The organism is Pseudomonas sp. GW821-FHT07G10, assembly GCF_059418545.1.
Map to the genome: position 1 here is coordinate 294634 of NZ_JBWKQB010000001.1, position 23253 is coordinate 317886.

The following is a 23253-nucleotide window of genomic DNA, read 5'->3' on the forward strand; positions in this document are numbered from 1 at the left end:
CCTGGCCCAGAGCTATCTGGTGGAGAAGGCGCTGCCCTCCAGCATCGAAGCGATGCGCAACGACATCGAACGGCTTCTGGTCCAGCCACTGACCGCGGCCAAAGACATCGCCAGCAACAGCATGGTGCGCGAATGGCTGGCCGGGGGCGAAAACGGAGCCCGGACCAACAGCTTCGTCAGCTATCTGGAAGGTATTCGCGCCGAGCACAAAGCCTTTACTGCGCTGATCGCGGGTTCTGCTTCAGGCCACTACTACACCGAAAAAGGTCTTGATCGGACCCTGAGCCGATCCAGTCCGACCGATGCCTGGTTCTATGCCTTTCTGGACAGCAATCAGCCGCGCACCCTGAATATCGACAATGACACCCGCACCGGTGAACTGGCGCTGTTTATCGACCTCAAGGTCGAGACGGCCGGCAAAGTCGTGGGCGTCGCCGGGCTGGGCCTGAGCATGCGCGAGCTCTCTGAATTGATTCACAACTTTAGCTTCGGTGAGCGCGGCAAGGTCTATCTGGTGCGTTCCGACGGTTTGATTCAGGTGCATCCAGAAGCGCAATTCAGCGGAAAACGTCAGTTGGCCGAGCAGATCGGCAGCCCGGCGGCACAGGCGGTGATGGGGCATCAAGGGCTGACCAGCAGCGTTTTTATCCGTGATGGTGAAGACTTCCTGGCCTTGAGCCTGCCTCTGCGGGACTTGGGCTGGACCCTGGTGGCCGAAGTGCCGCAATCGCAGATCTACGCCCAGGCCAGACAGGCGATGTGGATGACCAGCGCCATTGGCTTGTGTGTGGCCCTGGTCTGCCTGTTATTGGTGGTGTTGCTGGCCCGCGGGCTGGTGCGCCCGATCCGTCAGGTAACAGCGGCATTGGTGGCGATTGGTAGCGGTGGTGGCGATTTGACTCACAGGTTAGATTCCTCTCGAGCCGATGAGCTGGGTGATCTGGCGCGCGGCTTCAATCGTTTTCTCGACAGTCAGCGCGAAATGATCGGTGAAGTGCTGGCCACCAGTGAGCGACTGCGCACAGCGGTCGGGGAGGTCGCGCTGGTGGTGGACAACACCGCCGAACGCTCCGGTCGGCAGCAGGAAATGACCGATATGGTTGCTACCGCCGTGCATGAGATGGGCCTGACCGTGCAGGAAATTGCGCAAAACGCTGGTAATGCCGCGGTCGCCTCGCAAACCGCTCGCGATGAAGCCTTGCAGGCACGGGAAGTGGTCGGTGGTTCGATCCGCCATATCGAAAGCATGTCTGATGAGATCGGGATCGCCGCCGGTGCGGTGGGCGAGTTGGCGACGCAGGTGGCGTCCATCGATCAGGTGTTGGCGGTCATTCGCGGGATCTCCGAGCAGACCAATCTACTGGCCTTGAACGCAGCGATTGAAGCAGCGCGAGCAGGGGATATGGGGCGCGGGTTTGCGGTGGTCGCCGATGAAGTGCGGACTCTGGCGCGTAGAACCCAGTCGTCCACCGACGAAATCCGGCAGATGATTCAACGCCTCAAACAGGGCGCGGAAAATGCGGTGTCGTCGATGCATTCCGGGCAAGCGGCGACGGGGACTGGCGTCGAATCCAGCCAGCGCACCGGGGCCTCGCTGACGGCGATTACCGGCCAGGTGGAGCGCATCAGCGACATGAACCACCAAGTGGCGACCGCCACCGAAGAGCAGTCGGCGGTGACCGAAGAGATCAACCGCAACGTGCAAGGTATCTCGGATCTGGCCCGCGCCACGGCAAGTGAAGTGCGTGCATGTCGCGAGGATTGCCAGACACTGCAGCGCCTGGCCGATGACCTGGCGCGGCAGATGGGCGGGTTTCGGTTACGGTAGTTGATCGTTCCCACGCTCTGGACTGCACCCCAAAGGTTAGACATAACCGATGGGGTGCAGTCCAGAGCGTGGGAACGCCTCCCCGGACACTCCGCGTCCAGCTCCATGGCTGTGACGCATAGCGTCACTGGCTGCATTCCCACGCAGAGCGTGGGAGCGATCGGGCGCCTGCTTAGAACCACTCATCCCGCATCGTCAGGCACGTATCATCCCGCGCGTCAAGAATGGCTAGTTCATGATGGCAGCCCGGTACTTCCCAGGTCAGGAAGTACCGCGCAGCCTGCAGCTTGCCTTTATAGAAGCTGATATCCGTCGCATTGCCCTGAGCCAATCCTTGCTCCGCGCGGATCGCCTGTTCCAGCCAGCGCCAGCCGATCACGGTGTGGCCGAAGGCTTTGAGGTACAGCGCCGAGTTGGCCAGGCTGCTGTTGACCTTGCCTTGGCCCAAATCAGTCAGCAGGCCGATGGTCACGCTTTGCAAGCGGGCAACCAGCTTCTCGAGGGGCTGACGCAGGGCGTCCAGGGATCCATAGGTCCGGGCTCGCTCGGCGGTGTCGGCGATCAGGCGAATCAGCTGCTTGAGCCCGGCGCCGCCGTTCTGCGCCAGTTTGCGCCCCAGCAGGTCCAGCGACTGGATACCGTGGGTGCCTTCGTGGATCGGGTTCAGGCGGTTGTCGCGGTAGTACTGTTCCACCGGGTACTCGCGGGTGTAGCCGTGGCCACCGAGGGTCTGGATCGCCAATTCGTTGGCCTTCAGGCAAAACTCCGACGGCCAGGATTTGACGATCGGGGTCAGCAGGTCCAGCAGCTCGTGGGCCTGTTTGCGTTCGGCTTCGGTCTCAAGGGTCGTGGTGTCGTCAAACAGGCGCGCTGCATACAAGCCAAGGTCGAAAGCGCCTTCGACATAGGCTTTCTGGGTCAGCAGCATGCGTTTGACATCGGCGTGCTGAATGATCGAGACCGGTGCTGTATTCGGATCCTTGCTGTCCGGCAGGCGACCTTGCGGGCGCTCGCGAGCGTACTCCAGCGAGTAGAGATAACCGGCATAACCGAGCATCACCGCGCCCATGCCGACGCCAATCCGTGCTTCGTTCATCATCTGGAACATGTAGCTCAGGCCGTGGTGCGGCTTGCCTACCAGATAGCCAGCACACTCACCGTTATCGCCGAAGTTCAGCGCGGTGGAGGTGGTGCCACGCCAACCCATCTTGTGAAACAGACCGGCGAGCAGTACGTCGTTGCGCTGGCCTAGGCTGCCGTCATCGTTGACCAGGAATTTGGGCACGATGAACAGCGAAATGCCCTTTACCCCCGTCGGCGCATCCGGCAGCCTGGCCAGCACCATGTGCACGATGTTTTCCGATAACGAATGATCGCCGCCGGAGATGAAAATCTTGTTGCCCTTGAGCCGGTAAGTGCCATCGGCTGCGGGTTCGGCGCGAGTACGGATGTCCGACAACGACGAGCCTGCATGGGGCTCGGTCAATGCCATGGTGCCGAAGAAACGCCCGTCGATCATCGGTTGCAGGAAGCGTTGCTTCTGCTCATCGGTGCCGAAACTTTCGATCAGGTTCGCCGCGCCCATGGTCAGGAACGGGTAGGAGGTCGACGCTGCGTTGGCCGATTGGAAATGTGCGAAACAAGCTTGCGAAAGCAGAGTTGGCAACTGCATGCCGCCGGCCTCGAAACTGCGCGCGGCGTTGAGGAAGCCGGCTTCGAGGAAGGCATCGACCGCCGGTTTTACCTCTGGAATCAATATCGCCTTGCCGTCTTCATAGCGCGGTTCGTTCTCATCGCCCTTGCGGTTGTGCGGAGCAAAGAACTTCTCGGCAATGCTTCGTGCCGTGCCGATGGCGGCATCGAAGGTCTCACGATTGTGCTCGGCGAACCGCTCACGCTGAGTCAGGCCCTCGGCATCGAGGACTTCGTACAGCTCGAAAGCCAGATTGCGGGAACTGAGCAACGTCTCGGACATGGCGGCCTACCTTTTTTTGGAATAGGCCGAGTCTAGGCGGGTGAATGGGCGGTGAATAGCAAGATTGATGCGGGTGATGGAGGGGAAAAACACAGAGGAGGCATGATCGTTCCCACGCGGGAGCGTGGGAACGATCACCGGGGGAGTGTCAGCCGATAGTCATCAAACTGGCGTTACCACCCGCCGCCGCAGTGTTGACGCTCAGTGCACGCTCGATCACCAGGCGCTCCAGCGCAATGTTGGTTTCGCCTTGGGACAGGCCTTGAACCCCGACGATAGCACCGGCACGTTTGGCCACTTGCTGGCACACCGCGCGCAGTTGGTCGGAGTCGCCGTGATGCAGGACTGTATCGAGGACCACTTCGTCCTTGCTCCAGTCAGCCACCAGCTGGATGCGCGCTTGCACGTCTTTCGGCAGGCGAATGTAGAGCGCCTTGCTCAGTTCGGTTTCCGGCCATACCGCCGAACTGCCCACCGCCAATACCGCAGCCAGTTGGGTGAGCAGGTCGGCTTCGACTTGCGCCAGGCACAGCACGTGCTCGCGCGGCAGGATGGCGTAACTGTTGCGCTCGCCGGTCGGGCCGTTCAGCAGGCGGGTGATGCCGCTTTGCGACTGGGCGGCGAACTGGGTGCAGATGCTGCCCAGCTCTGCTTGCTGGTTGCTGTTGGCCCAGGTTTGCAGGGCCGTCAGCGGTTTGCTCATGGCGTCGCGCAGACGAACATCCGGAGTGCTGAGTGCGTCACCACGAACGAAGGACTGTTCGATCGCGTCGGTAGGACGAGTCGACAGCAAGCGGTACAGGTACAGCGGACCACCGGCTTTAGGGCCGGTGCCCGACAGGCCTTCACCACCGAACGGTTGCACACCGACCACGGCGCCGACGATGTTGCGGTTGACGTAGACGTTACCGGCGTTGACGTTGTCGATCACCTTGGCAATGGTTTCGTCGATGCGCGTGTGTACGCCCAGTGTCAGGCCGTAGCCGGAAGCGTTGATCTGCCCGATCAGTTGATCGATCTCTTTACGCTTGTAACGCACCACGTGCAGTACCGGACCGAAGATCTCCCGCTGCAGTTCGTCGAAGCTTTCCAGCTCGATCAACGTTGGCATGACGAAGGTGCCGCGCTTGCATTCCTCGCTGTCGGCGATCGCTACCTGGTACACGTTGCGACCTTTGTCGCGCATGCCCTGGATGTGTTTCTCGATGCCGGCCTTGGCTTCGGCGTCGATCACCGGGCCGATGTCCACGGACAGGCGTTCCGGGTTGCCGAGACGGCATTCAGCCATGGCGCCTTTGAGCATTTCGATGACGCGGTCGGCAGAATCTTCCTGCAAACACAGCACGCGCAGGGCCGAGCAACGTTGACCGGCGCTGTCGAAGGCCGAGGACACCACGTCGATGACCACTTGTTCGGTCAGTGCCGAGGAGTCGACGATCATCGCGTTCTGGCCGCCGGTTTCGGCGATCAGCGGGATCGGACGGCCCTGGGCATCCAGACGGCCGGCGACGTTGCGTTGCAGCAAGCGAGCGACTTCGGTGGAGCCGGTGAACATCACACCTTTGACCCGATCGTCGCCGACCAGGCGGGCGCCAACGGTTTCGCCCCGGCCCGGCAGCAGTTGCAGTACGCCTTCCGGAATCCCGGCTTCAAGCATCAGACGCACAGCTTGAGCGGCGACCAGCGGCGTTTGTTCGGCCGGTTTGGCCAGCACCGGGTTACCGGCAGCCAGGGCTGCTGCGACTTGACCACTGAAGATCGCCAGCGGGAAGTTCCACGGGCTGATGCACACCACCGGACCCAGTGGGCGGTGGGCATCGTTGGTGAAGTCGTTGCGCGCCTGCACCGCGTAGTAACGCAGAAAGTCCACGGCTTCACGCACTTCGGCGATGGCGTTGGCGAAGGTCTTGCCGGCTTCGCGAGCCAGCAGGCCCATCAGCGGCTGGATCTCGCCTTCCATCAGGTCGGCGGCACGCTCGAGAATTGCGGCGCGTTCGGCCGGCGGGGTAGCCTGCCAGATGGGTGCGGCGTTCAGGGCGCACTGGATGGCATTGTCGACATCTTCGACGGTCGCTTCCTGCACATGGCCGACCACGTCACGCAGATCGGACGGGTTCAGCACCACTGCCGGAGTTTCGTTGCTGGATGCGCAACCGAGCATCGGCGCGGCTTTCCAGTGGTTATGCGCGGTGGCCAACAGCGCGCAGGACAACGACGCCAGACGATGTTCGTTGGCCAGGTCGATGCCACTGGAGTTGGCGCGTTCAGAACCGTACAGATCACGCGGCAGCGGGATGCGTGGGTGCGGCAGGCCGAAGCCGCCTTCCAGCGTCGCCATCTGCTCGATGCTGGCCACCGGATCGGCCACCAGCTCCTGAATCGAGATGGATTGGTCGGCGATGCGGTTGACGAACGAAGTGTTCGCGCCGTTTTCCAGCAGGCGACGGACCAGGTAGGCCAGCAGTGTTTCGTGAGTGCCGACCGGGGCGTACACGCGGCACGGACGGTTCAGCTTGCCATCGGCGACTTTACCTACAACCTGCTCGTACAGCGGTTCGCCCATTCCGTGCAGGCATTGGAACTCGTACTGGCCGGGGTAATAGTTCTGGCCGGCGATATGGTAAATCGCCGACAAGGTATGGGCGTTGTGCGTCGCGAACTGCGGGTAGATGACTTCCGGTACCGAGAGCAGTTTGCGTGCGCAGGCAATGTAGGAAACGTCGGTGTACACCTTGCGGGTGTACACCGGATAGCCTTCCAGACCTTCAACCTGGGCGCGCTTGATTTCACTGTCCCAGTACGCGCCTTTCACCAGGCGGATCATCAGGCGATGACGGCTGCGACGAGCCAGATCGATCACGTAGTCGATCACATACGGGCAACGCTTCTGGTAGGCCTGGATCACGAAACCGATGCCATTCCAGCCGGTCAGTTGCGGCTCGAAGCACAGACGCTCCAGCAGATCCAGCGACAGCTCGAGGCGGTCGGCTTCTTCGGCGTCGATGTTCAGGCCGATGTCGTACTGCTTGGCCAGCAGGGTCAGCGACAGCAGGCGCGGGTACAACTCGTCCATCACGCGCTCGTACTGGGCGCGGCTGTAACGCGGGTGCAGGGCCGAGAGCTTGATCGAGATGCCCGGGCCTTCATAAATGCCACGACCGTGAGAGGCCTTGCCGATCGAATGGATGGCCTGCTCGTAGGAGGCGAGGTATTTCTGCGCGTCATGTTCGGTCAGTGCAGCTTCACCGAGCATGTCGTAGGAATAACGGAAGCCCTTGGCTTCGAAGCGGCTGGCGTTGGCCAGGGCTTCGGCGATGGTTTCGCCGGTGACGAATTGTTCGCCCATCAGGCGCATGGCCATGTCGACGCCTTTGCGGATCATCGGTTCGCCGCTCTTGCCGATGATGCGACTCAGGGACGAAGTCAGGCCGGCTTCATTGTGGGTGGCGACCAGTTTGCCGGTCAGCAGCAACCCCCAGGTAGCCGCGTTGACGAACAGCGACGGGCTGTTGCCAAGGTGTGGCTGCCAGTTGCCAGTGCTGATCTTGTCGCGGATCAGCGCGTCACGGGTGCCTTTGTCCGGGATACGCAGCAGGGCTTCGGCCAGGCACATCAGCGCCACACCTTCCTGGGACGACAGGGAGAATTCTTGCAGCAGGCCCTGAACGATGCCGGCACGGCCACCGGCGCTCTTCTGATTGCGCAGTTTCTCGGCGATCGAGGCGGCGAGCTTGTTGGTGGCCTCAGCCATGGCAGCCGGCAGGCGCGCCTGTTCGATCAGCATCGGGACCACTTCAGGTTCCGGGCGGCGGTAAGCGGCGGTGATCGAGGCGCGCAGGACCGATTGCGGCAGGATGCTTTCGGCGAACTCGAGGAAGCACTGATGGGCGTGGTCCGCCTGGACATCACCCGCCTCGTCAGCGTCTTTGCCAGTCAAACCATTCAGCTCGGTCAGGGTTGCACCACCCTCGAGTTTTTCCAGGTAATTGAAAATTGCCTGCTTGATCAGCCAGTGCGGCGTGCGATCAATCGAGGTCGCGGCGGCTTTGAGGCGTTCGCGGGTAGGGTCATCGAGTTTGACCCCGAGGGTGGTGGTAGCCATATTTTTATCCTCATGTTTGCCACAACTGCGTGACATCAGCTGGCGGCAAGATTAGCCGTGCACGGAGCTAGGTGCAACCGGGTGCAACCCTTTTTGTCGGAAATAACAGGCGGCTCGTCAGGAAATAAATTTCGCCAGTGAAATGCCGCGCCTGCTTGGTGCTTTTGCTGCTGGGCAATCAGGTTCTTGCTCCGAAAAGGAGCAAAAAACAGAGGTGCCAACTGAAATTCCGGCTGGGTGTAACTTATTGTGGCAAAGCAGGTTGCACCTTATTTGCTTTTTTGAATGGCGTTTGTGCCAAAGGTGCAACCTCCAGTGTGAGGGTTCATCGGCTGATGGCTTTCCTGGGGAATCGCCAGTCATAAATGCGCGGCAACCGGAATCGTCTATCCACCCAGATGGATGCAGGCGGTCCGATAGTCCGCTGCTAAATAAAAACAAAGCCACGCACATTGCGTAGCCATAGCCCCCCATCAATGACGGAGCAATTCCTGATAAATGTAGGGTAAATCTGATTTCCGTGCCCTCCCGTCAATGTCCGTTCGTGCTCATGCAGAATCGCCCGTCTTCACTCTGCAGAGAGACATCGGATGTTCGCTTCTGCCAATCAACCGCGTTTCACCTTGACCCTCGACGGCGTCCAGAGTGAGCTCAAGGTGCTTGAGTTCACCGGCAAGGAAGCCATCAGCCAGCCCTATCGTTTTGACCTGGAACTGGTCAGCGAGCGTTCGGACCTTGACCTCGAAAACCTCCTGCATCGGCAAGCGTTCCTCAGTTTCGACGCGCAGAACAATGGCATTCACGGGCAGATTTATCGCGTGGCGCAAGGCGACTCCGGCAAGCGGCTGACCCGTTATCAAATCAGCCTGGTGCCGCAACTGGCGTATCTCGCTCAGCGCATCAACCAGCGAATCTTTCAGCATCGAACGGTGCCGGCGATCATCGCTCAAGTGCTCAAGGATCATGGTATCCAGCGCGATGCTTTCGAGTTCCGGCTCGGCAGCCAATACGCCGAGCGCGAGTATTGCGTGCAGTACGCCGAAAGCGATCTGGCGTTCATTCAGCGGCTCTGCTCCGGGGTCGGTATCCACTATCACTTCCAGCACAGCCCCGATGGTCATCGCCTGATCTTCGGCGATGATCAAACCGTATTCCCCAAACTGCCATGGCCAACCGTCTACCTGCCGGGCAGCGGGATGGTCGCCGAAGAGCCGGCGATCAAACGCTTCAGTGTGCGCCTGGAAACCCGCACCACAGGCGTGACCCGCCGCGATTACGACTTCAAAAAACCGCATCTGCTGCTGGAAAGTGCGGTTGCTGGCGAGCAGCGACCGGCGCTGGAAGACTATGACTATCCAGGTCATTTTGCTGACCGCACCGATGGCAAACACCTGGCTCAGCGAGCTCTGGAGCGCCACCGCGCGGACTATTGCCAGGCCGAGGGCGGCAGTGATCAATCGGCGCTGATCAGTGGGCATTTTCTGGAAATCGTCGAACATCCGCGTTCGGCGTGGAACGACCTGTGGTTGCTGACTGAAGTCGAGCATCAGGGCAAGCAGCCTCAGGTGCTGGAAGAGTCGGTGATCAGCGACTCTTCGGACGGCTTTTCCCAGGGTTATCGCAACACCTTTCTGGCCACGCCCTGGGATGTGCTGTTCCGTCCGCCATTGGGTGCACCCAAGCCGCGCATGTTCGGCTATCAACATGCCGTGGTCACAGGTCAGGGTGACAGCGAAATCCATTGCGATCAGTACGGTCGGGTCAAGGTTCAATTTCAGTGGGACCGCGACGCAAAACTCAACGAACATTCCAGTTGCTGGCTACGGGTGGCCACCGGCTGGGCTCACGACAGTTATGGCAGTGTGCTGATCCCGCGGGTTGGCATGGAAGTGCTGGTGGGTTTCGTTGACGCCGATGCCGACAAGCCCCTGGTAATGGGCTGCCTGCCAAATGCTGCCAACCCGCTGCCACTCGATCTGCCGGCCGACAAGACCCGGAGCATTTTTCGTAGTCACAGCAGCCCTGGTGGCGGTGGCTACAACGAGCTGCGCATTGAGGACCGCAAGGGTGCCGAGGAAATCTACCTGCGTGCCCAGCGCGACTGGAACCAGCACGTGCTGCACGACCAAACGGTGCAAGTGGATAACGATCGCAGCGTCGTCGTCAAAGGCACCTCCAGCATCCGGGTGCGCAACCAATCGCTCAAGGCCAGTGAACAGGTTCACGTCCTTGCCTTGGGGCAAGTGGTCATCGACGGCGGTGTCAGCGCGACGATTCAGGCTGGCGGGCACTGGATCAACATCAATGCCGGCGGGATATTCAGCAGCGTACCGATTCAGGTCGGCGGCGCCCCGCAGTTGACCGCGGCACCGACACTGATTCCGCCAGCACCGTTGAGCGCTGCACAGATTTTCAGCCTGAAAAGCGACGCGCCGTTCTGCGAAGAATGCGAGCGCTGCAAGGAAGGTGTCTGTGATGTCTGAGCGCCTTGCACCTCAAGCCTGGCTCGAGCGCCAACCATTGCAGTCGTCAGAGCAGCTGTTCGTGATTCTTGGCAACGCCAGTGATGCCCAGCCGCTCAAGACCTTCCAGCAGTCGGGCGCAATGCAGACGGCCAGCCCGATCTGGGTCGACAGCGCTTATGCCGAATGGGACAGGGTGATGCCCTATGTCGGGATCGTTGCCTCAGATAGCGAATTCCTCGACTGGGTCGCCAGCACCGACGCCACTGATTGGGGCTGGCTGGCAGTTTCTTCGGCCAGCCAGGAGGCGTTGGTCGAGCACTTGCGCAGCTTGACCAAGGTACTGTTGCCCAATGGCAAGCAGGTGTTTTTTCGCTTCTGGGACGGGCGCCATCTGCTGCCGATTCTTCAGGCTCCTGAAGTTGATGCGAGCGAGCTGCTGCCACTGTTCAAGCGTTGCCTGGTCAATGGCCAAAGCCTTGAGATTGGCGCCAGTGCCGTGAAGACAGCCAAGGACTGCCCCTGGTGGGAGGTTCCTCTGTCGTTGCTTGATCGCCTCGCCGCGAAGGACGCCATAACCCAGACCAACAACTTGCTGACCTGGCTGAGCGAGGCCCGCCCGGAGCTGCACGGTGCTTATTCAGAAAGCGTTTTGAGACACAAGGTCGCGGCCTTCGTTGCCCGCTCAGAGCTACCTCGCATGTCGAAAGAAGCACTGGCTGACCACCTGATCTCGGAGCAAGGCTGATGGATCACATTGCTCACATCGAAGCGCAACTCGACAGCTTCCAGGACACCCTCAGTCTTTATCGCCAACAGCTCCGCAGCTGGTTTGCCAGGACGCTGGACAAGGGCAGTCGCGCCGCCGATCTGCCATCGCTGCTGGACATGGAGCGAGTGATCAAGTTTGGCTCCACCAGCACTTCGGTCAGTCAGAGCGACGACGATTTCATCTCCAGCGTCGCCCAATGTCCCACCAGCAGGATTCTGGAAATCGAGAGCAGGTTCGAGTCGGTCTATGACATCCCGCTCGGGAATATTCAGGTCGAGGTGATTCCGGCCGCCGGTGGTCCCGGCAAGACCATCACCCTGGATGCTCAGGGCAAGGCGCAGTTCAAGGGCGAGGCCGGCAAGTTCTATCGGGTCCGGGTTCAAAGTGCAGTGACCCCGTCGCAAGTCGATGAGCTGTTCGCTGCCTACGACGGGCTGACTCGGGATCTGGAAGGCTGGCTGCGCAGCGAGTGGCAGGGGTTTAAACCGCAGTGGTCGCAGCAGTCGGCTCGAGCGGCGGGCAACGGCATGCTCGCCGGGAGTTGGGCGGCGATCGAGGGGGTGTGGGACGGCATCGGCCTGATCAGTGACATGCTCAAGAACCCGGGGGCTCACCTCGAACGCCTGGGCAGTAGCGCGCAGCAACTGGTCAAGTCGGCGCAGGACGCACCGCAAGTGATGGAAAAAGCCATGCTGCTGGCGAGCGACGAAGCGGCACTGTGCCTGTTACTGCGTACCGCGAGTATCTGGCTGGATGCCTTGCCGCCGAGTCGGATTGCCGGGACGACGGCCGAGGCCATTGCCACGGTCGTGGTCGAGATCCTGATCGACCTGCTGATTGGTCTCGTGCTGACTGTTGTCGGCTCAGGCATTGGTGTCGGCCCTGGCGTCGGCATTGCCTACCTGACACTGCGGCTGACGAAACATGGCACGCAGATCCTCAAGGCTGGCCTGGGCTTCATCGAGGCCATGTTCAAGATCATCGACAGCTTCATGGGCTATGTCGACCGCTACAAAAAGGTCGCCGCCCGGGGGCTGGCTGGCCGGCAGAAACAGGGCGTATTACAGATGCGCTGGGGCGCGCGCAGCAACGCCACGCTGAAGAAACACGAACCCCACGACGACGCTCCCGAACAGGCGAAAAACCCCGCGGGCGCCAGCGCCGACACCGCCAGCCAAACCGCCACCCGCGGCTGCCCGGTGTCGATGGTCACCGGCGAAGAACTGCTGAGCCTGACCGACGGTGAACTGGACGGGGTGCTGCCGTTTGCCTGGACCCGGCTGTACCGCAGCAGCGCGGTGGAGCTCGATGGCGGGCTGGGGTGGGGCTGGAGCCATGCGCTGGCGCAGCGGCTGGAGATCAGCGGCGAGGCGGTGATCTGGATCGACCAGGAAAACCGCCGCACGCGCTTTCCGCTGCCGAGTGTCGAACGCCCGGCGATTCACAACAGCCTGGCGCGGGCGGCGATTTACCTCGGCGAGGCTCCCGAGGAACTGATCCTCGCCCCGGCCGGTGACGCGGCGCGCTTCTACCACTTTCGCGCCGGCCGGCTGAGCGCCCTCAGCGATGCCTACGGCAACCGCCTGCACATCAGTCGCGACCGTCAGCAACGCATCCAGCGCCTCGACAACGGCGCCGGCCGCGCCCTGCGCCTGCGCTACGAGCGCGCGCAGATCATCGCCGTCGACTACCAGAGCCTGCACCCGGCCGACACCCTCGAAGACGCCTGGCGCACCGAGCAGACCCTGGTTCGCTACCGCTACGACGAACGCCAGCGGCTGGTCGAGGCAAGCAACGCCGCCGGTGAATGCGAGCGCTACGACTACGACGATCAGCAGGTCATCCTGCAGCGGCAACTGGCCGGCGGCGCGAGCTTCTTCTGGGAATGGGAACGCGCGGGCAAAGCCGCGCGCTGCATCCGGCACTGGGCGAGTTTTGCGCAGATGGACCAGCGCTACGTCTGGGACGAGCAGGGCGGGGTCAGCGTCCGGCATGCCGACGGCCGCGCAGAAGTCTACGTCCATGACCCGCAGGCGCGGCTGCTGCGCCAGGTCGAGGCGGACGGCGCCGAGCACCTTAAGGCCTACGACGACCAGGGCCGGTTGACCGCCGAGCAGGACCCGCTCGGCGCCGTCACCGAATACCGCTATGACGAGGCCGGGCGCCTGATCGCGGTGCTGCCCGCCGAGGATGAACCGACGGCGTATGAGTACCGCAACGGTTTTGTCCATCGCCGCCAGCGCGGTCAGGCGCAGTGGACCTATCGACGCAATGCCCAGGGCGATCTCACCGAACAGATCGATCCCGACGGCCAGGTCACCCATTACCACTACGACGCCAAAGGTCAGTTAACCGGCATCCGTTATCCCGACCACAGCTGCCACACTTTGGGTTGGAACGGGCTTGGCCAGCTGACCGAAGAACAGCGGCCGGACGGTGGCCGGCGCTCTTACGCCTACGACGTCCTTGGCCGGCAGATCCGCCGCCAGGACGAACACGGCGCCGTCACCCAGTACCAGTGGGACGCCGTCGGCCGGCTGCTGCAGACCACCTTGCCCGGCGGCGCGAGCCGCGCCTTCAGCTACAACGCCTACGGCAAGGTCACCGCCGAACGCGATGAACTGGGACGGGTCACCCGCTACGAATACGCCGACGACCTGCACCTGGTCAGCCGCCGGATCAATCCCGATGGCAGTCAGCTGCGCTACCGCTACGACACTGCGCGGCTGTTGCTCAGCGAAATCGAAAACGAAGCCGGCGAACGCTATCGGCTCGAATACGCCGCCAACGGCCTGATCCGGGAGGAGACCGGCTTCGATGGCCGGCGCACCGCCTACGCCTACGACCTCAACGGCCAGCTGCTGGAGAAGACCGAGTTTGGTGACGACGGCTCAACGCTGGTCACCGGGTACCAACGCGATGCTCACGGCCGACTGACCCGCAAGACCCTGCCTGACGGCAACACCGTCGACTATCGCTACGACGCGCTGGGCCGCCTGGTCGGCGTCGACGACGGCAACGACTGGCCGCTGGAATTCGAGTACGACCGGCACGACCGGCTGATCACCGAGCATCAGGGCTGGGGCACCCTGCGTTATCGCTACGACGCCTGCGGCCGGCTCGAGCAGCTGCGCCTGCCGGACCACAGCACCCTCGACTACCACCACGCCCAGGGCGGCGCGCTGAGCGCCATCGACCTCAACGGCGCCCGGCTGACCACGCACGTCTTTGACGCCGGTCGCGAACAACAACGCCAGCAAGGCCAACTGCTCAGCCAGTACCAGTATGACGAGCAGGGTCGCCTGCAGGCCCACGCCCTCAGCCAACAACAGTCGCGGTACCACCGGCATTACACCTACGCGGCCAACGGCAACCTGGCCCTCCTCAGCGACAGCCGCCACGGCCAGCGCCGCTACCACTACGATCTGCGAGACCGGCTGCTCGGCGTCCGCCATCCCCACGGCGAACCCCCGGAACACTTCAGCCACGACCAGGCCGGCAACCTGCTGATGCAGGACCGCCCCGGCCCGGCCCGCGTCCAGGGCAACCGCCTGCTGATGCACGGCGACCGCCATTACGACTACGACGCCTACGGCAACCTGATCCGCGAACGTCGCGGCAAGGCCCAGTGCCTCGTCAGCGAATACCGCTACGACTGCCAGCACCGGCTGATCGGCATGACCCGCCCGGACGGCCGTGGCGCCAGCTACCGCTACGACGCCTTCGGCCGGCGCATCGCGAAAACCGTCGACGGGCAGAGCACCGAATTCTTCTGGCAAGGCGACCAGCTGATCGCCGAACGCGGCAGCCGCCACTACCGCAGCTACGTCTACGAACCCGGCAGCTGCCGCCCGCTGGCCCTGCTCGACGGCGAAGGCCCACGCAACGCCTGCCCGTTCTACTACCAACTCGACCACCTCGGCACCCCGCAGGAGCTTACCGACTACAGCGGCGAAATCGTCTGGTCGGCGCAATACCACGCCTACGGCAAACTCGCCCGACTCAAGCAAGACAGCGAAAAACACCTCGAGCAACCGCTACGCTTCCAGGGCCAATACTGCGACGCCGAGAGCGGCCTGCACTACAACCGCCATCGCTACTACACTCCAGACAACGGCCGCTACCTGACCCCGGACCCGAGCAAACTGGCCGGTGGGCTGAACGCCTACCAATACACCCCGAACCCGACGGGCTGGGTGGATCCGTTGGGGTTGAATACCTGCCCCGGAGCGGACGGGTGTCAGCCGGCGCTGGGGGTGGAAGACCCGGCGGCGAAGGCGCGGGTGGATGAGGGTGAGCCCGCTCTACCGCAATTGGCGCGGACCGAGAGACAAGCTCGAATAGATGAGCTTGCAGAAGCGAATGCATATAGGCGGTTAGACGAAATGCAACGTGCTATAAAAGGTGCTCATTTCCTACAAAAGCATGGGGCGCAAACTACTTTGCAGTCTCAACTCGAGCGAGTACAAACGGGTAAAAATCCATCTACGGGTGAAATTGAAACTTATAATAGTGGAAGACGAAAAGGAGCGCCTGTGATACCTAGTGCTGCAACTCGCTTTGTCAGTCATAGGGATCAGTTAAATGCAATATACCGTGCGCAGTTAATTTTTAAGCAAAGCAATATAGCTGCATCGCAAAGGCCGATAGAGATGGGGAGGAAAGTGGGCGAGGGGTACAAAAGGGGAACACTTGAATATAGTGAGCAAGCCAAGGCTGTGGTTATATTAAATAAAAATGGTGAGCCAAAAACGTCTTATACGGAATTTTAAAATGAAATTCGCACCTGACTTGTCTATTTTGCGCGGCCTGCTTTTTGTATTTGACATTGATAATGTCGATGACGAAGAAAGGGAGGCAATTATTGTCTCCAAAAATGTAAATGAAGAAAAAGAATTGACGGAGTTGTTTGATATTTTCATAAGGCCAGATTTTTTGTCATATTCGAATGATGCGCGCGAGTGGTATATCGGTTCGCTGGAGCACTTTTTAGCTAAAGGCGATAATTTTGACTATGTCTTCACAAAAATGACTGCATACTTCGACGAAGATGTTAAAGATCAGCGTCAATTTATGCAGGTGTTACTTGAGTGTCTGAGGCGTTATCAGTTGGAAGCCGTAAAGTAACGAAGATACCTGGATTGCTCCTGTCTAAATCCGCGAGCACATTTTCCCAGACTCGACCCACGATCATTTTCACGCGTCGATCGTGGGCAAGCGTCGCTCCTACATTATTAGATTGCGTTCTCTTGTGGGAGCCGGGCTTGTCCGCGATGAAGGCGGTCTGTCAGACGACGATATTTCTGGGCGAACTCGTCGGAGATTTCCCGCAAGTTGTGGCGGTTTGTGTGAACTGGCGGGGGATTGGCTTCATCGATAGTCTTTGTCTGTCATTGAAAATTCAGTGACAGGGCGTAGGAACCCTAAAAATACCCGGAGCATGAGCGCCGACGTCCAAGTTGAAGGATGTTGGCTTATTCCATAATTGGAGCTGTTTCCGATGAGTACTCGTACGCCTGATCCATCCCTCTCTACCACCCAACCCACCAATCGCTACATGGCTCTCACCAGTAACGATTGCGATATCCCGACCCTGTTTGTTGACACCCAAGCGCCGCTCGACGTGCTGCAAGACGCTGCCGGTTACCGCATTCGGGCGGTCACTCAGGTGATGGAGAATCTGGCCATGCGTGAGGAGATTCATACCGATGCGGTGATCCTGCATGACTTTGCGCGGTTGTGTGCCATTCCGTTGCGCGATGGGTGTGATTTGCTGGATGTGATTGGCCGACGGTTGCAGGCGCAGATCTCAAAGTAAACACCAACCTTGTGGCGAGGGAGCTTGCTCCCGCTGGGCTGCGAAGCGGCCCCAAAACCAGCCGCCGCGGTGTTTCAGGTAAACCGCATCTACCGGTTTACGACTGCTGCGCCCGAGCGCGGACCGGCCGGTGGGAGCAAGCTCCCTCGCCACAAGGGAAGCGGCGCTTGTCCGCTTGGCTGTGAACCCCTGACGTCCCGCGCTGTACAAGGTAAACTTCGTCTCCTGCGCAGGAGCAACCATGAACTATCGCCACGCCTTCCACGCCGGCAACCACGCCGACGTCTTCAAACACCTGACCTTGACCCGCCTCATTGCCTTGATGTCGCGCAAGGAGCAGCCGTTTGCCTATCTCGATACTCACGCCGGGATTGGTCTGTATGACCTCAAGGGCGACGAGGCCAGCCGCACCGGCGAGTATCTGGAAGGTATCGCCCGGTTGTGGAACGAGCCGGATCTGCCGCTGCTGACCGCTGATTACATGCAGGCGCTGCATGAGATGAACCCGGATGGCGAGTTACGCTATTACCCGGGCTCGCCGGAGCTGGCGCGACGTTTGACCCGTTCTCAGGATCGGGTGTTGCTCAACGAGAAGCATCCGGAAGACGGGCGTTTGCTCAAGGACAACATGAAGGGTGATCGCCGCGTTGCGGTGCACCTGGGCGAAGGCTGGCACGTGCCGCGGGCGTTGTTGCCGGTGGCGGAGAAGCGGGCGTTGATGTTGATCGATCCGCCGTTCGAACAGCTCGATGAGATGCATCGCTGTGCAGCGTCGTTGAAAGAGGCGATTGGCCGGATGCGTCAGACGGTGGCGGCGATCTGGTATCCGGTGAAGGATCAACGGATGTTGCGTCGGTTCTATCAGGACCTGGCGGGCACCGGTGCACCGAAGCTGTTGCGGGTGGAGTTGCTGGTGCATCCACTGGATACGCCCAATAGCCTTAACGGCTCCGGGCTGGCGATTGCCAATCCGCCGTGGGGGCTGGAGGAGGAGTTGCGTGAGTTGCTGCCATGGCTGTCGAAGAAGCTGGGGCAGACTCAGGGTGGCTGGCAGATGGATTGGTTGATCGCCGAATAAGCCGCGTTTGGGTGATCGTTCCCATGCTCTGCGTGGGAGCGCCTCAATGGACGCTCTGCGTCCGCTTTTGAAGACGTGACGCAGAGCGTCACAGGCTGCATTCCTTTGCTGCGCGTGGGAACGATCAACGATCAGTCATCCGATCAGATCGGGCAGGTCACGCCTGTGCCGCGGATCCCGCAGTAGCCCTCGGGATTCTTCGCCAGGTACTGCTGGTGATAGGCCTCGGCGTAGTAGAAAGTCGGGGCTTGCTCTATTTCCGTGGTGATGGTGCCCATGCCCGCCTTGGTCAGCGCGGCCTGGTACACCTGTCCGCTTTTCTTGGCCGCTTCTAATTGTTCCGGCTTGGTGGCGTAGATTACCGAGCGGTATTGAGTGCCGATATCGTTGCCTTGGCGCATGCCCTGGGTCGGGTCATGCAGCTCCCAGAACAATGCCAGCAACGCTTCATAGCTGACGATCTCCGGCTCGTAGACCACCAGCACGACTTCGCTGTGACCGGTCAGGCCCGAGCAGACTTCCTCGTAGGTCGGGTTCGGCGTGAAGCCGCCAGCGTAGCCCACGGCCGTGCTGTACACGCCTTCGCGTTGCCAGAAGCGACGTTCCGCGCCCCAGAAGCAACCCAGGCCGAAGATTGCGAAGTCCACCGTACCCGGGAATGGGCCGAGCAGCGGGTGGTGGTTGACGAAGTGTTCGGCTGGCACGGTCATCGGGGTTTCGCGACCAGGCAGAGCTTGTTCTTTAGTAGGTAGCACTTTTTTGTTCACCAGAATTTCCGAGCGCAAGACCATGGTTCAAGTCCTCTCAGTCAGGTTGGGATGAGCTGTGGTAGATAGACTGACAGTTTGCCCGAGTGTTACAGCGCTGTCAGGCGATTGGGCCACGCGGGTAGCGTTTAAGCTTTTCGATCAGCTCAGAGCCCGGGATCGGTCGGTCGAACAGGTAACCCTGGCCGACGTCGCAGCGGTGGCGGCGCAGGAACGCCAACTGCTCGGAGGTCTCGATGCCTTCGGCCACCACTTTGAGTTTCAGGTTGTGGGCCATGGCGATCACCGCGGAGGTGATTTCCATGTCGTCCTGGTTATCCGGGATTTCATGAATGAAGCTGCGATCGATCTTGATGATGTCGATCGGGAATTTTTTCAGGTAGCTCAGGGATGAATAACCGGTGCCAAAGTCGTCCATGGCCAGGGTCAGGCCCAGGCGTTTCAGTTGGTCGAGCTGCAAGTGAGTGTCTTCGGTAGCTTCCAGCAGCAGGCCTTCGGTCAGTTCCAGCTCCAGCAAGGAGGCGGGCAGCTGTTCTTCCTTGAGGATGCCGGCGATGGACGCCACCAGGTCCGGGTCGGAAAACTGCTTGGGCGACAGGTTGATCGCCACTTGCAGATCGCCCAGGCCGGCGGCGCTCAGTTGCTTGCTCATGCAACAGGCCTGACGGGCGACCCATTTACCAATGGGAATGATCAGCCCGGTTTCTTCGGCGACGCTGATGAACTGGTCCGGGCGGATCATGCCCTTTTCCGGATGGTTCCAGCGCAGCAAGGCTTCCATCCCCAGTAAACGGCCACTGCGCAGGCAGAGCTTGGGCTGATAGAACACTTCCAGCTCGTTCTGGGTCAGGGCGCGGCGCAGATTGTTTTCGACGAAAAGTTTGTAGCTGGCTTCGGCGTTCAGCGCTTCGGTGAACACTTGAACCTGATGCTTGCCGTTGGCTTTGGCCTTGTGCAAAGCGAGCCCGGCGTTGCGCATCAGGGTTTGCGGGTCGCGGCCATGCAGCGGCGCGCAGGCCAGGCCCACGGAGCCGGTGACGCTGATCAACTGGTTGTCGACGAACATCGGCTTGTCCAGTGTCATCAGCAACTGGCTGGCGACTTGCTGGCCGGCCTCAAGGTCGGTGTCGTCGAGCAGCACGGCGAATTCGTTACTGGCGAAACGCGCCAGGCTGCCGCTCGGGCTCAGGCTGTTACGCAGCCGTCGGGCCAGGCTGATCAGCAGTTTGTCACCGGTCTGGTGGCCGAGGCTGTCGTTGATCCGCTTGAAATTGTCGATGTCCACCAGCAGCAGGCTGATCGGGGTGTTGCTATCGCGGGCAAAGCGCTCGTCGAGGTTGCGGATGAACGCCGGGCGGTTGCCCAGGTTGGTCAGGTTGTCGGTGTAGGCCAGGCGCTCGATGCGCTGTTGGGCGAGCTTGTTCTGGGTGATGTCTTCGTAGATGCCGATGTAATGCGTCAGCTCTCGATTGTCACCGTAGACCTTGGATATCGACAGCTGGCCCCAGTAGGGTTCGAGGTTTTTACGCCGGCTCTTGAACTCACCCTGCCAGCTGTTGCTCTTGGCCAGGCTCGACGGTGCGTCGAACAGCAATTCGCTGAGGTTTTCCAGTGCCGGCAGTTCCGACAGCTTGTGGCCGTGGACTTCTTCGGTGCTGTACTGGGTGATCGCGGTAAAACTCGGGTTGACGTATTCCACCACGCCTTCGCAATTGACCAGCAGAAAGGCGTTGGCGCTTTGCTCGACGGCCCTCTGGAACAGGTGCAGGGCGCTGGTGGCGGTGCGTCGGTTGTGGTTGTTGATGACCTGGGCGAACTGATCGGCCAACTCGCCGGCGAAGGCAATCTCATCCGACTGCCAGGCGCGGGTCATGCCGGTCTGCTCAAGGCAGAGCACGCCGACTACCTGGCCGTCGACACGAATGCTGGCGTCGAGCAAGGCGTGGACGTTGCGCGGCCGCAAGCTCTCGGCCAATTCCCGGGTGCGTGAATCGTGCATGACGTTATGGGCGTCGATCGCCCGGCTGGTGTGCAGGGCTTCCAGATAGCCGGGGAAACCGCTCGCATCGATGACGTCTGGCATCCGGTATTCCCGGGAGCCTCGGTTGTACGCAGAAATCGGCACCAGATGCTGGTCTACGAGATTCCAGATGCTTGCACTATCGACCTCGTAGATGTCGCAGGCACTGCGGGTGATCAATTCGGCGGCTTCTTGCAGGGAATTGTTGGTGCTGTAGCGCTGGCGAGCCAGGAGCAGAATCAGGTCCTGCTGGGCACGAACCCGTTCCAGGTGCTGGAGCTGTTCCTGCTGCGCTCGCTGGTTGAGTTCCAGGGCAATCTGCAGGCGGGTGTTCTGAGTCTCCAGATCCAGCACTGGCTGTTGCGGGTCGTCGTTGAACAGGCCCCCGACCACCAGCAGGTAGCCGCGTAGCAGGTGCCGATTGTGTTGTTTGTAGGCCTCACCCAGTTCCAGCAGGCTCAAAGGCCCTTGGCTGGTGTGCAGCGTATAGCGGATCAGGTAATGCGGGCTTGCGGTCAATTGCTGCTGAATCGCGTCATGCAGTTGATAGCGCGCTTCAGGCTCCATCAGGCTGGCATAGGGCGAACCCACGAGTGCACAGAGCTCGACGGCAGCCAGACCGAATTGACGTTCGCAATTGGGATCAAGGAACAGCAGCGCCCAGCTAGCCTCATTCAGCCGCTCGAAACGCAGCATGCCGAGCCGCGAGGGCACAGGCAACTGCGTCACTACCTCGGCCACCATACGGCTGGTGGCATCGGGTTGGCTTTTCATGGGGAAACTCGCTTCGAAAATGCTGATCGCGCCGGGCTCGCGCCCTCTTTACTGTTGCCTGCGGCAAGGTTGCATCATGCGGCACAGACTGACAAGTGAGATGAAGGCTAAGTGCTATAAGAATGTGTCGGCACGGTGGAAGATTTCTGCAGGTGACACGCAAACTGATGTTCATGGGACAGCGTACACCTGCCCCATAGACACAGCACCTTGGGTATCAGCGCAGGGCAATACCCACTGATTGCAGGAGGGTGCCCTGTTTGTCGTAGTAATCGACGTTGATGCGCTCGGTATCGATGGTCATGCGCGCGAAATTGTCCTGGCTGACCACGGGGCTGGTGAGTTTCTGGTGATAGCCGCCGTGGCCAGGGCCGGCGAGCGGTTGGTCCAGGATGAAGCTGCCGGCGTTGGCATAGGGCAGCAGCTTGCTGTTGCACAGCGGTGAGGAAACGATGGTGTGGACCATGAAGTCCGGGTCTTCGCAGTGGGTCAGTTGGCTGGTCAGCGAGCCGTGTACATCGCCGGCGATAAAGATCACATTCTTGACCTTGTTGCTGCGGATGGATTCAAGGATCCGGTCGCGCTGCGCCGGGAAAGATTTCCAGGCATCACCGTCATCGTTCTTGCGGTCCGGGTAGAACATGACGCTGCTGACCACCAACTTGACCCTCGCGTTGCTGGTGACAAGCCAGTCGAGCAGCGCGTGTTCCTGTTCGCTGTCGAGAATGCGTCGGTCTTCTTTGGCAAGAGTGCGCCGGGTCCGGGTATCCAGCACGAACCATTCAATATCTCCATGAGCGAACTGATACCAGTAGTGCGGAATACTGCGCTCCAGCTGCCCTGAAGGCAAAAGCGCGTGGGCCGGGCTGTGGCTGCACTGGTAGAGCTCATAGGCGCGGATGGCACTGTTGAACAGCGCCTGGTCACCGCTGCTGGCCCTGGCCGGCCAGTTATCTTCGATTTCATGATCATCCAGAATCATGTACGTCGGCACATGGGCCATCAGCTGGTGGATATGCGGCTGAGAGAATGCCGTCCGGTACTTGTGCAGAATGTCTTCGTATTCGCGGTCCGGCGCGACGATATTCAGATCATCGACGTACACCTGATCCCCTGTCATCAGCATCCCGTCGACCGGGGTCCTGGCGTCTCGTACCAAAGCGTTGATCGCTGCAAATATACCGTCACCCAGTTCGGGATCTGAGGGTATGCCTAACGTCATGCGCAAGTAACGGCAGGAGCCGAGGATATAGGAACGTGGCAGGGCCTTATCGTTCGAACAGGTGTTAAACGTATAAATACGCTCTGGCCATCGCAGCGCAAGATCGTGGACGGTTTCCACGGTTTCACCCCTGTCAGCCGTGGTGAACCAGCCCGCCTGATACTCGTATCGGGTATCCGCTTCCAGCTCTTTGAGTACAACGATGCCCGTCATATCGTGCAGCTTGTCCAGCAAGACGAAAGCGCCTTGCGACCATGCCTGCTCTCCCGCCCGGCGATGGCGAATACCGCCGAAGGTCAGAGGCGCTCGACTATAAATGGCACGCAGCAATATGCGCGAATGATGGGCAGTGGTATGGCCAATGATCGGGCCAACGCTGGGTTTGATCATTCTCGAGTCCTGTCGAAAAAAGCTTTTAATAAATAGTTATTGCCA

General features: G+C 60.6%; 12 protein-coding genes and 1 pseudogene. 8 read left to right on the forward strand and 5 right to left on the reverse strand.

The genetic code is table 11. The features are described from left to right. Nucleotides 1–52: 52 nt before the first annotated feature. Nucleotides 53–964, forward strand: a pseudogene (locus AC07O1_RS01405) (HAMP domain-containing protein); the annotation flags it as partial. A gap of 132 nt (nucleotides 965–1096) precedes the next feature. Next, the gene (locus AC07O1_RS01410; RefSeq protein WP_495011089.1) at nucleotides 1097–1828 is read left to right on the forward strand and encodes a methyl-accepting chemotaxis protein; all 732 of its coding nucleotides are present in this window, start codon (nucleotides 1097–1099) and stop codon (nucleotides 1826–1828) included. 172 nt (nucleotides 1829–2000) lie between these two features. On the opposite strand, the gene AC07O1_RS01415 is transcribed toward AC07O1_RS01410, so the two are convergent. Further along, entirely contained in the window at nucleotides 2001–3803 is a 1803-nt protein-coding gene (locus AC07O1_RS01415) for an acyl-CoA dehydrogenase (RefSeq protein WP_495087701.1), read from the reverse strand. Between the two features lie 148 nt (nucleotides 3804–3951). Then, the gene (gene putA / locus AC07O1_RS01420; protein ID WP_495087702.1) at nucleotides 3952–7905 is read right to left on the reverse strand and encodes a trifunctional transcriptional regulator/proline dehydrogenase/L-glutamate gamma-semialdehyde dehydrogenase; all 3954 of its coding nucleotides are present in this window, start codon (nucleotides 7903–7905) and stop codon (nucleotides 3952–3954) included. Nucleotides 7906–8495: 590 nt separating this feature from the next. Between putA and AC07O1_RS01425 the strand changes: the two genes are divergently transcribed. The 6 genes from AC07O1_RS01425 to AC07O1_RS01450 all read left to right on the forward strand — a co-directional run bounded on the left by AC07O1_RS01425 (nucleotide 8496) and on the right by AC07O1_RS01450 (nucleotide 18035). Then, the gene (locus AC07O1_RS01425; RefSeq protein WP_495087703.1) at nucleotides 8496–10388 is read left to right on the forward strand and encodes a type VI secretion system Vgr family protein; all 1893 of its coding nucleotides are present in this window, start codon (nucleotides 8496–8498) and stop codon (nucleotides 10386–10388) included. Further along, a complete protein-coding gene (locus AC07O1_RS01430; protein WP_495087704.1) occupies nucleotides 10378–11115 on the forward strand; it encodes a DUF4123 domain-containing protein in 738 nt (245 codons plus the stop codon). The genes AC07O1_RS01425 and AC07O1_RS01430 overlap by 11 nt, the downstream gene beginning before the upstream one ends. Next, on the forward strand, nucleotides 11115–15911 hold the full coding sequence (locus AC07O1_RS01435) for an RHS repeat-associated core domain-containing protein (protein ID WP_495087705.1): 4797 nt from the start codon (nucleotides 11115–11117) through the stop codon (nucleotides 15909–15911). Before AC07O1_RS01430 ends, AC07O1_RS01435 begins: the two co-directional genes overlap by 1 nt. A gap of 1 nt (nucleotide 15912) precedes the next feature. Further along, nucleotides 15913–16266 carry a hypothetical protein gene (locus tag AC07O1_RS01440; RefSeq protein ID WP_495087706.1) on the forward strand — a complete coding sequence of 118 codons (354 nt, stop codon included), beginning with the start codon at nucleotides 15913–15915 and terminating at the stop codon, nucleotides 16264–16266. A 373-nt stretch (nucleotides 16267–16639) separates the two neighbouring features. Next, nucleotides 16640–16957 (forward strand): hypothetical protein, encoded by a 318-nt coding sequence (locus AC07O1_RS01445; RefSeq protein ID WP_495087707.1) that lies wholly within the window; start codon nucleotides 16640–16642, stop codon nucleotides 16955–16957. Nucleotides 16958–17198: 241 nt separating this feature from the next. Then, nucleotides 17199–18035: a 23S rRNA (adenine(2030)-N(6))-methyltransferase RlmJ gene (locus AC07O1_RS01450; protein WP_495087708.1), complete on the forward strand. Its 837-nt coding sequence runs from the start codon at nucleotides 17199–17201 to the stop codon at nucleotides 18033–18035. A 143-nt stretch (nucleotides 18036–18178) separates the two neighbouring features. Here AC07O1_RS01450 and msrA read toward each other — a convergent pair whose 3' ends face one another. From msrA to AC07O1_RS01465, 3 genes are all read right to left on the reverse strand, one after another. Continuing rightward, complete coding sequence (gene msrA / locus AC07O1_RS01455; RefSeq protein WP_495087709.1) at nucleotides 18179–18826, reverse strand: peptide-methionine (S)-S-oxide reductase MsrA; 648 nt, start codon at nucleotides 18824–18826, stop codon at nucleotides 18179–18181. Nucleotides 18827–18902: 76 nt separating this feature from the next. Further along, entirely contained in the window at nucleotides 18903–21596 is a 2694-nt protein-coding gene (locus AC07O1_RS01460) for a sensor domain-containing phosphodiesterase (RefSeq protein WP_495087710.1), read from the reverse strand. A 217-nt stretch (nucleotides 21597–21813) separates the two neighbouring features. Next, on the reverse strand, nucleotides 21814–23208 hold the full coding sequence (locus AC07O1_RS01465; protein WP_495087711.1) for an alkaline phosphatase D family protein: 1395 nt from the start codon (nucleotides 23206–23208) through the stop codon (nucleotides 21814–21816). Nucleotides 23209–23253 lie beyond the last annotated feature (45 nt).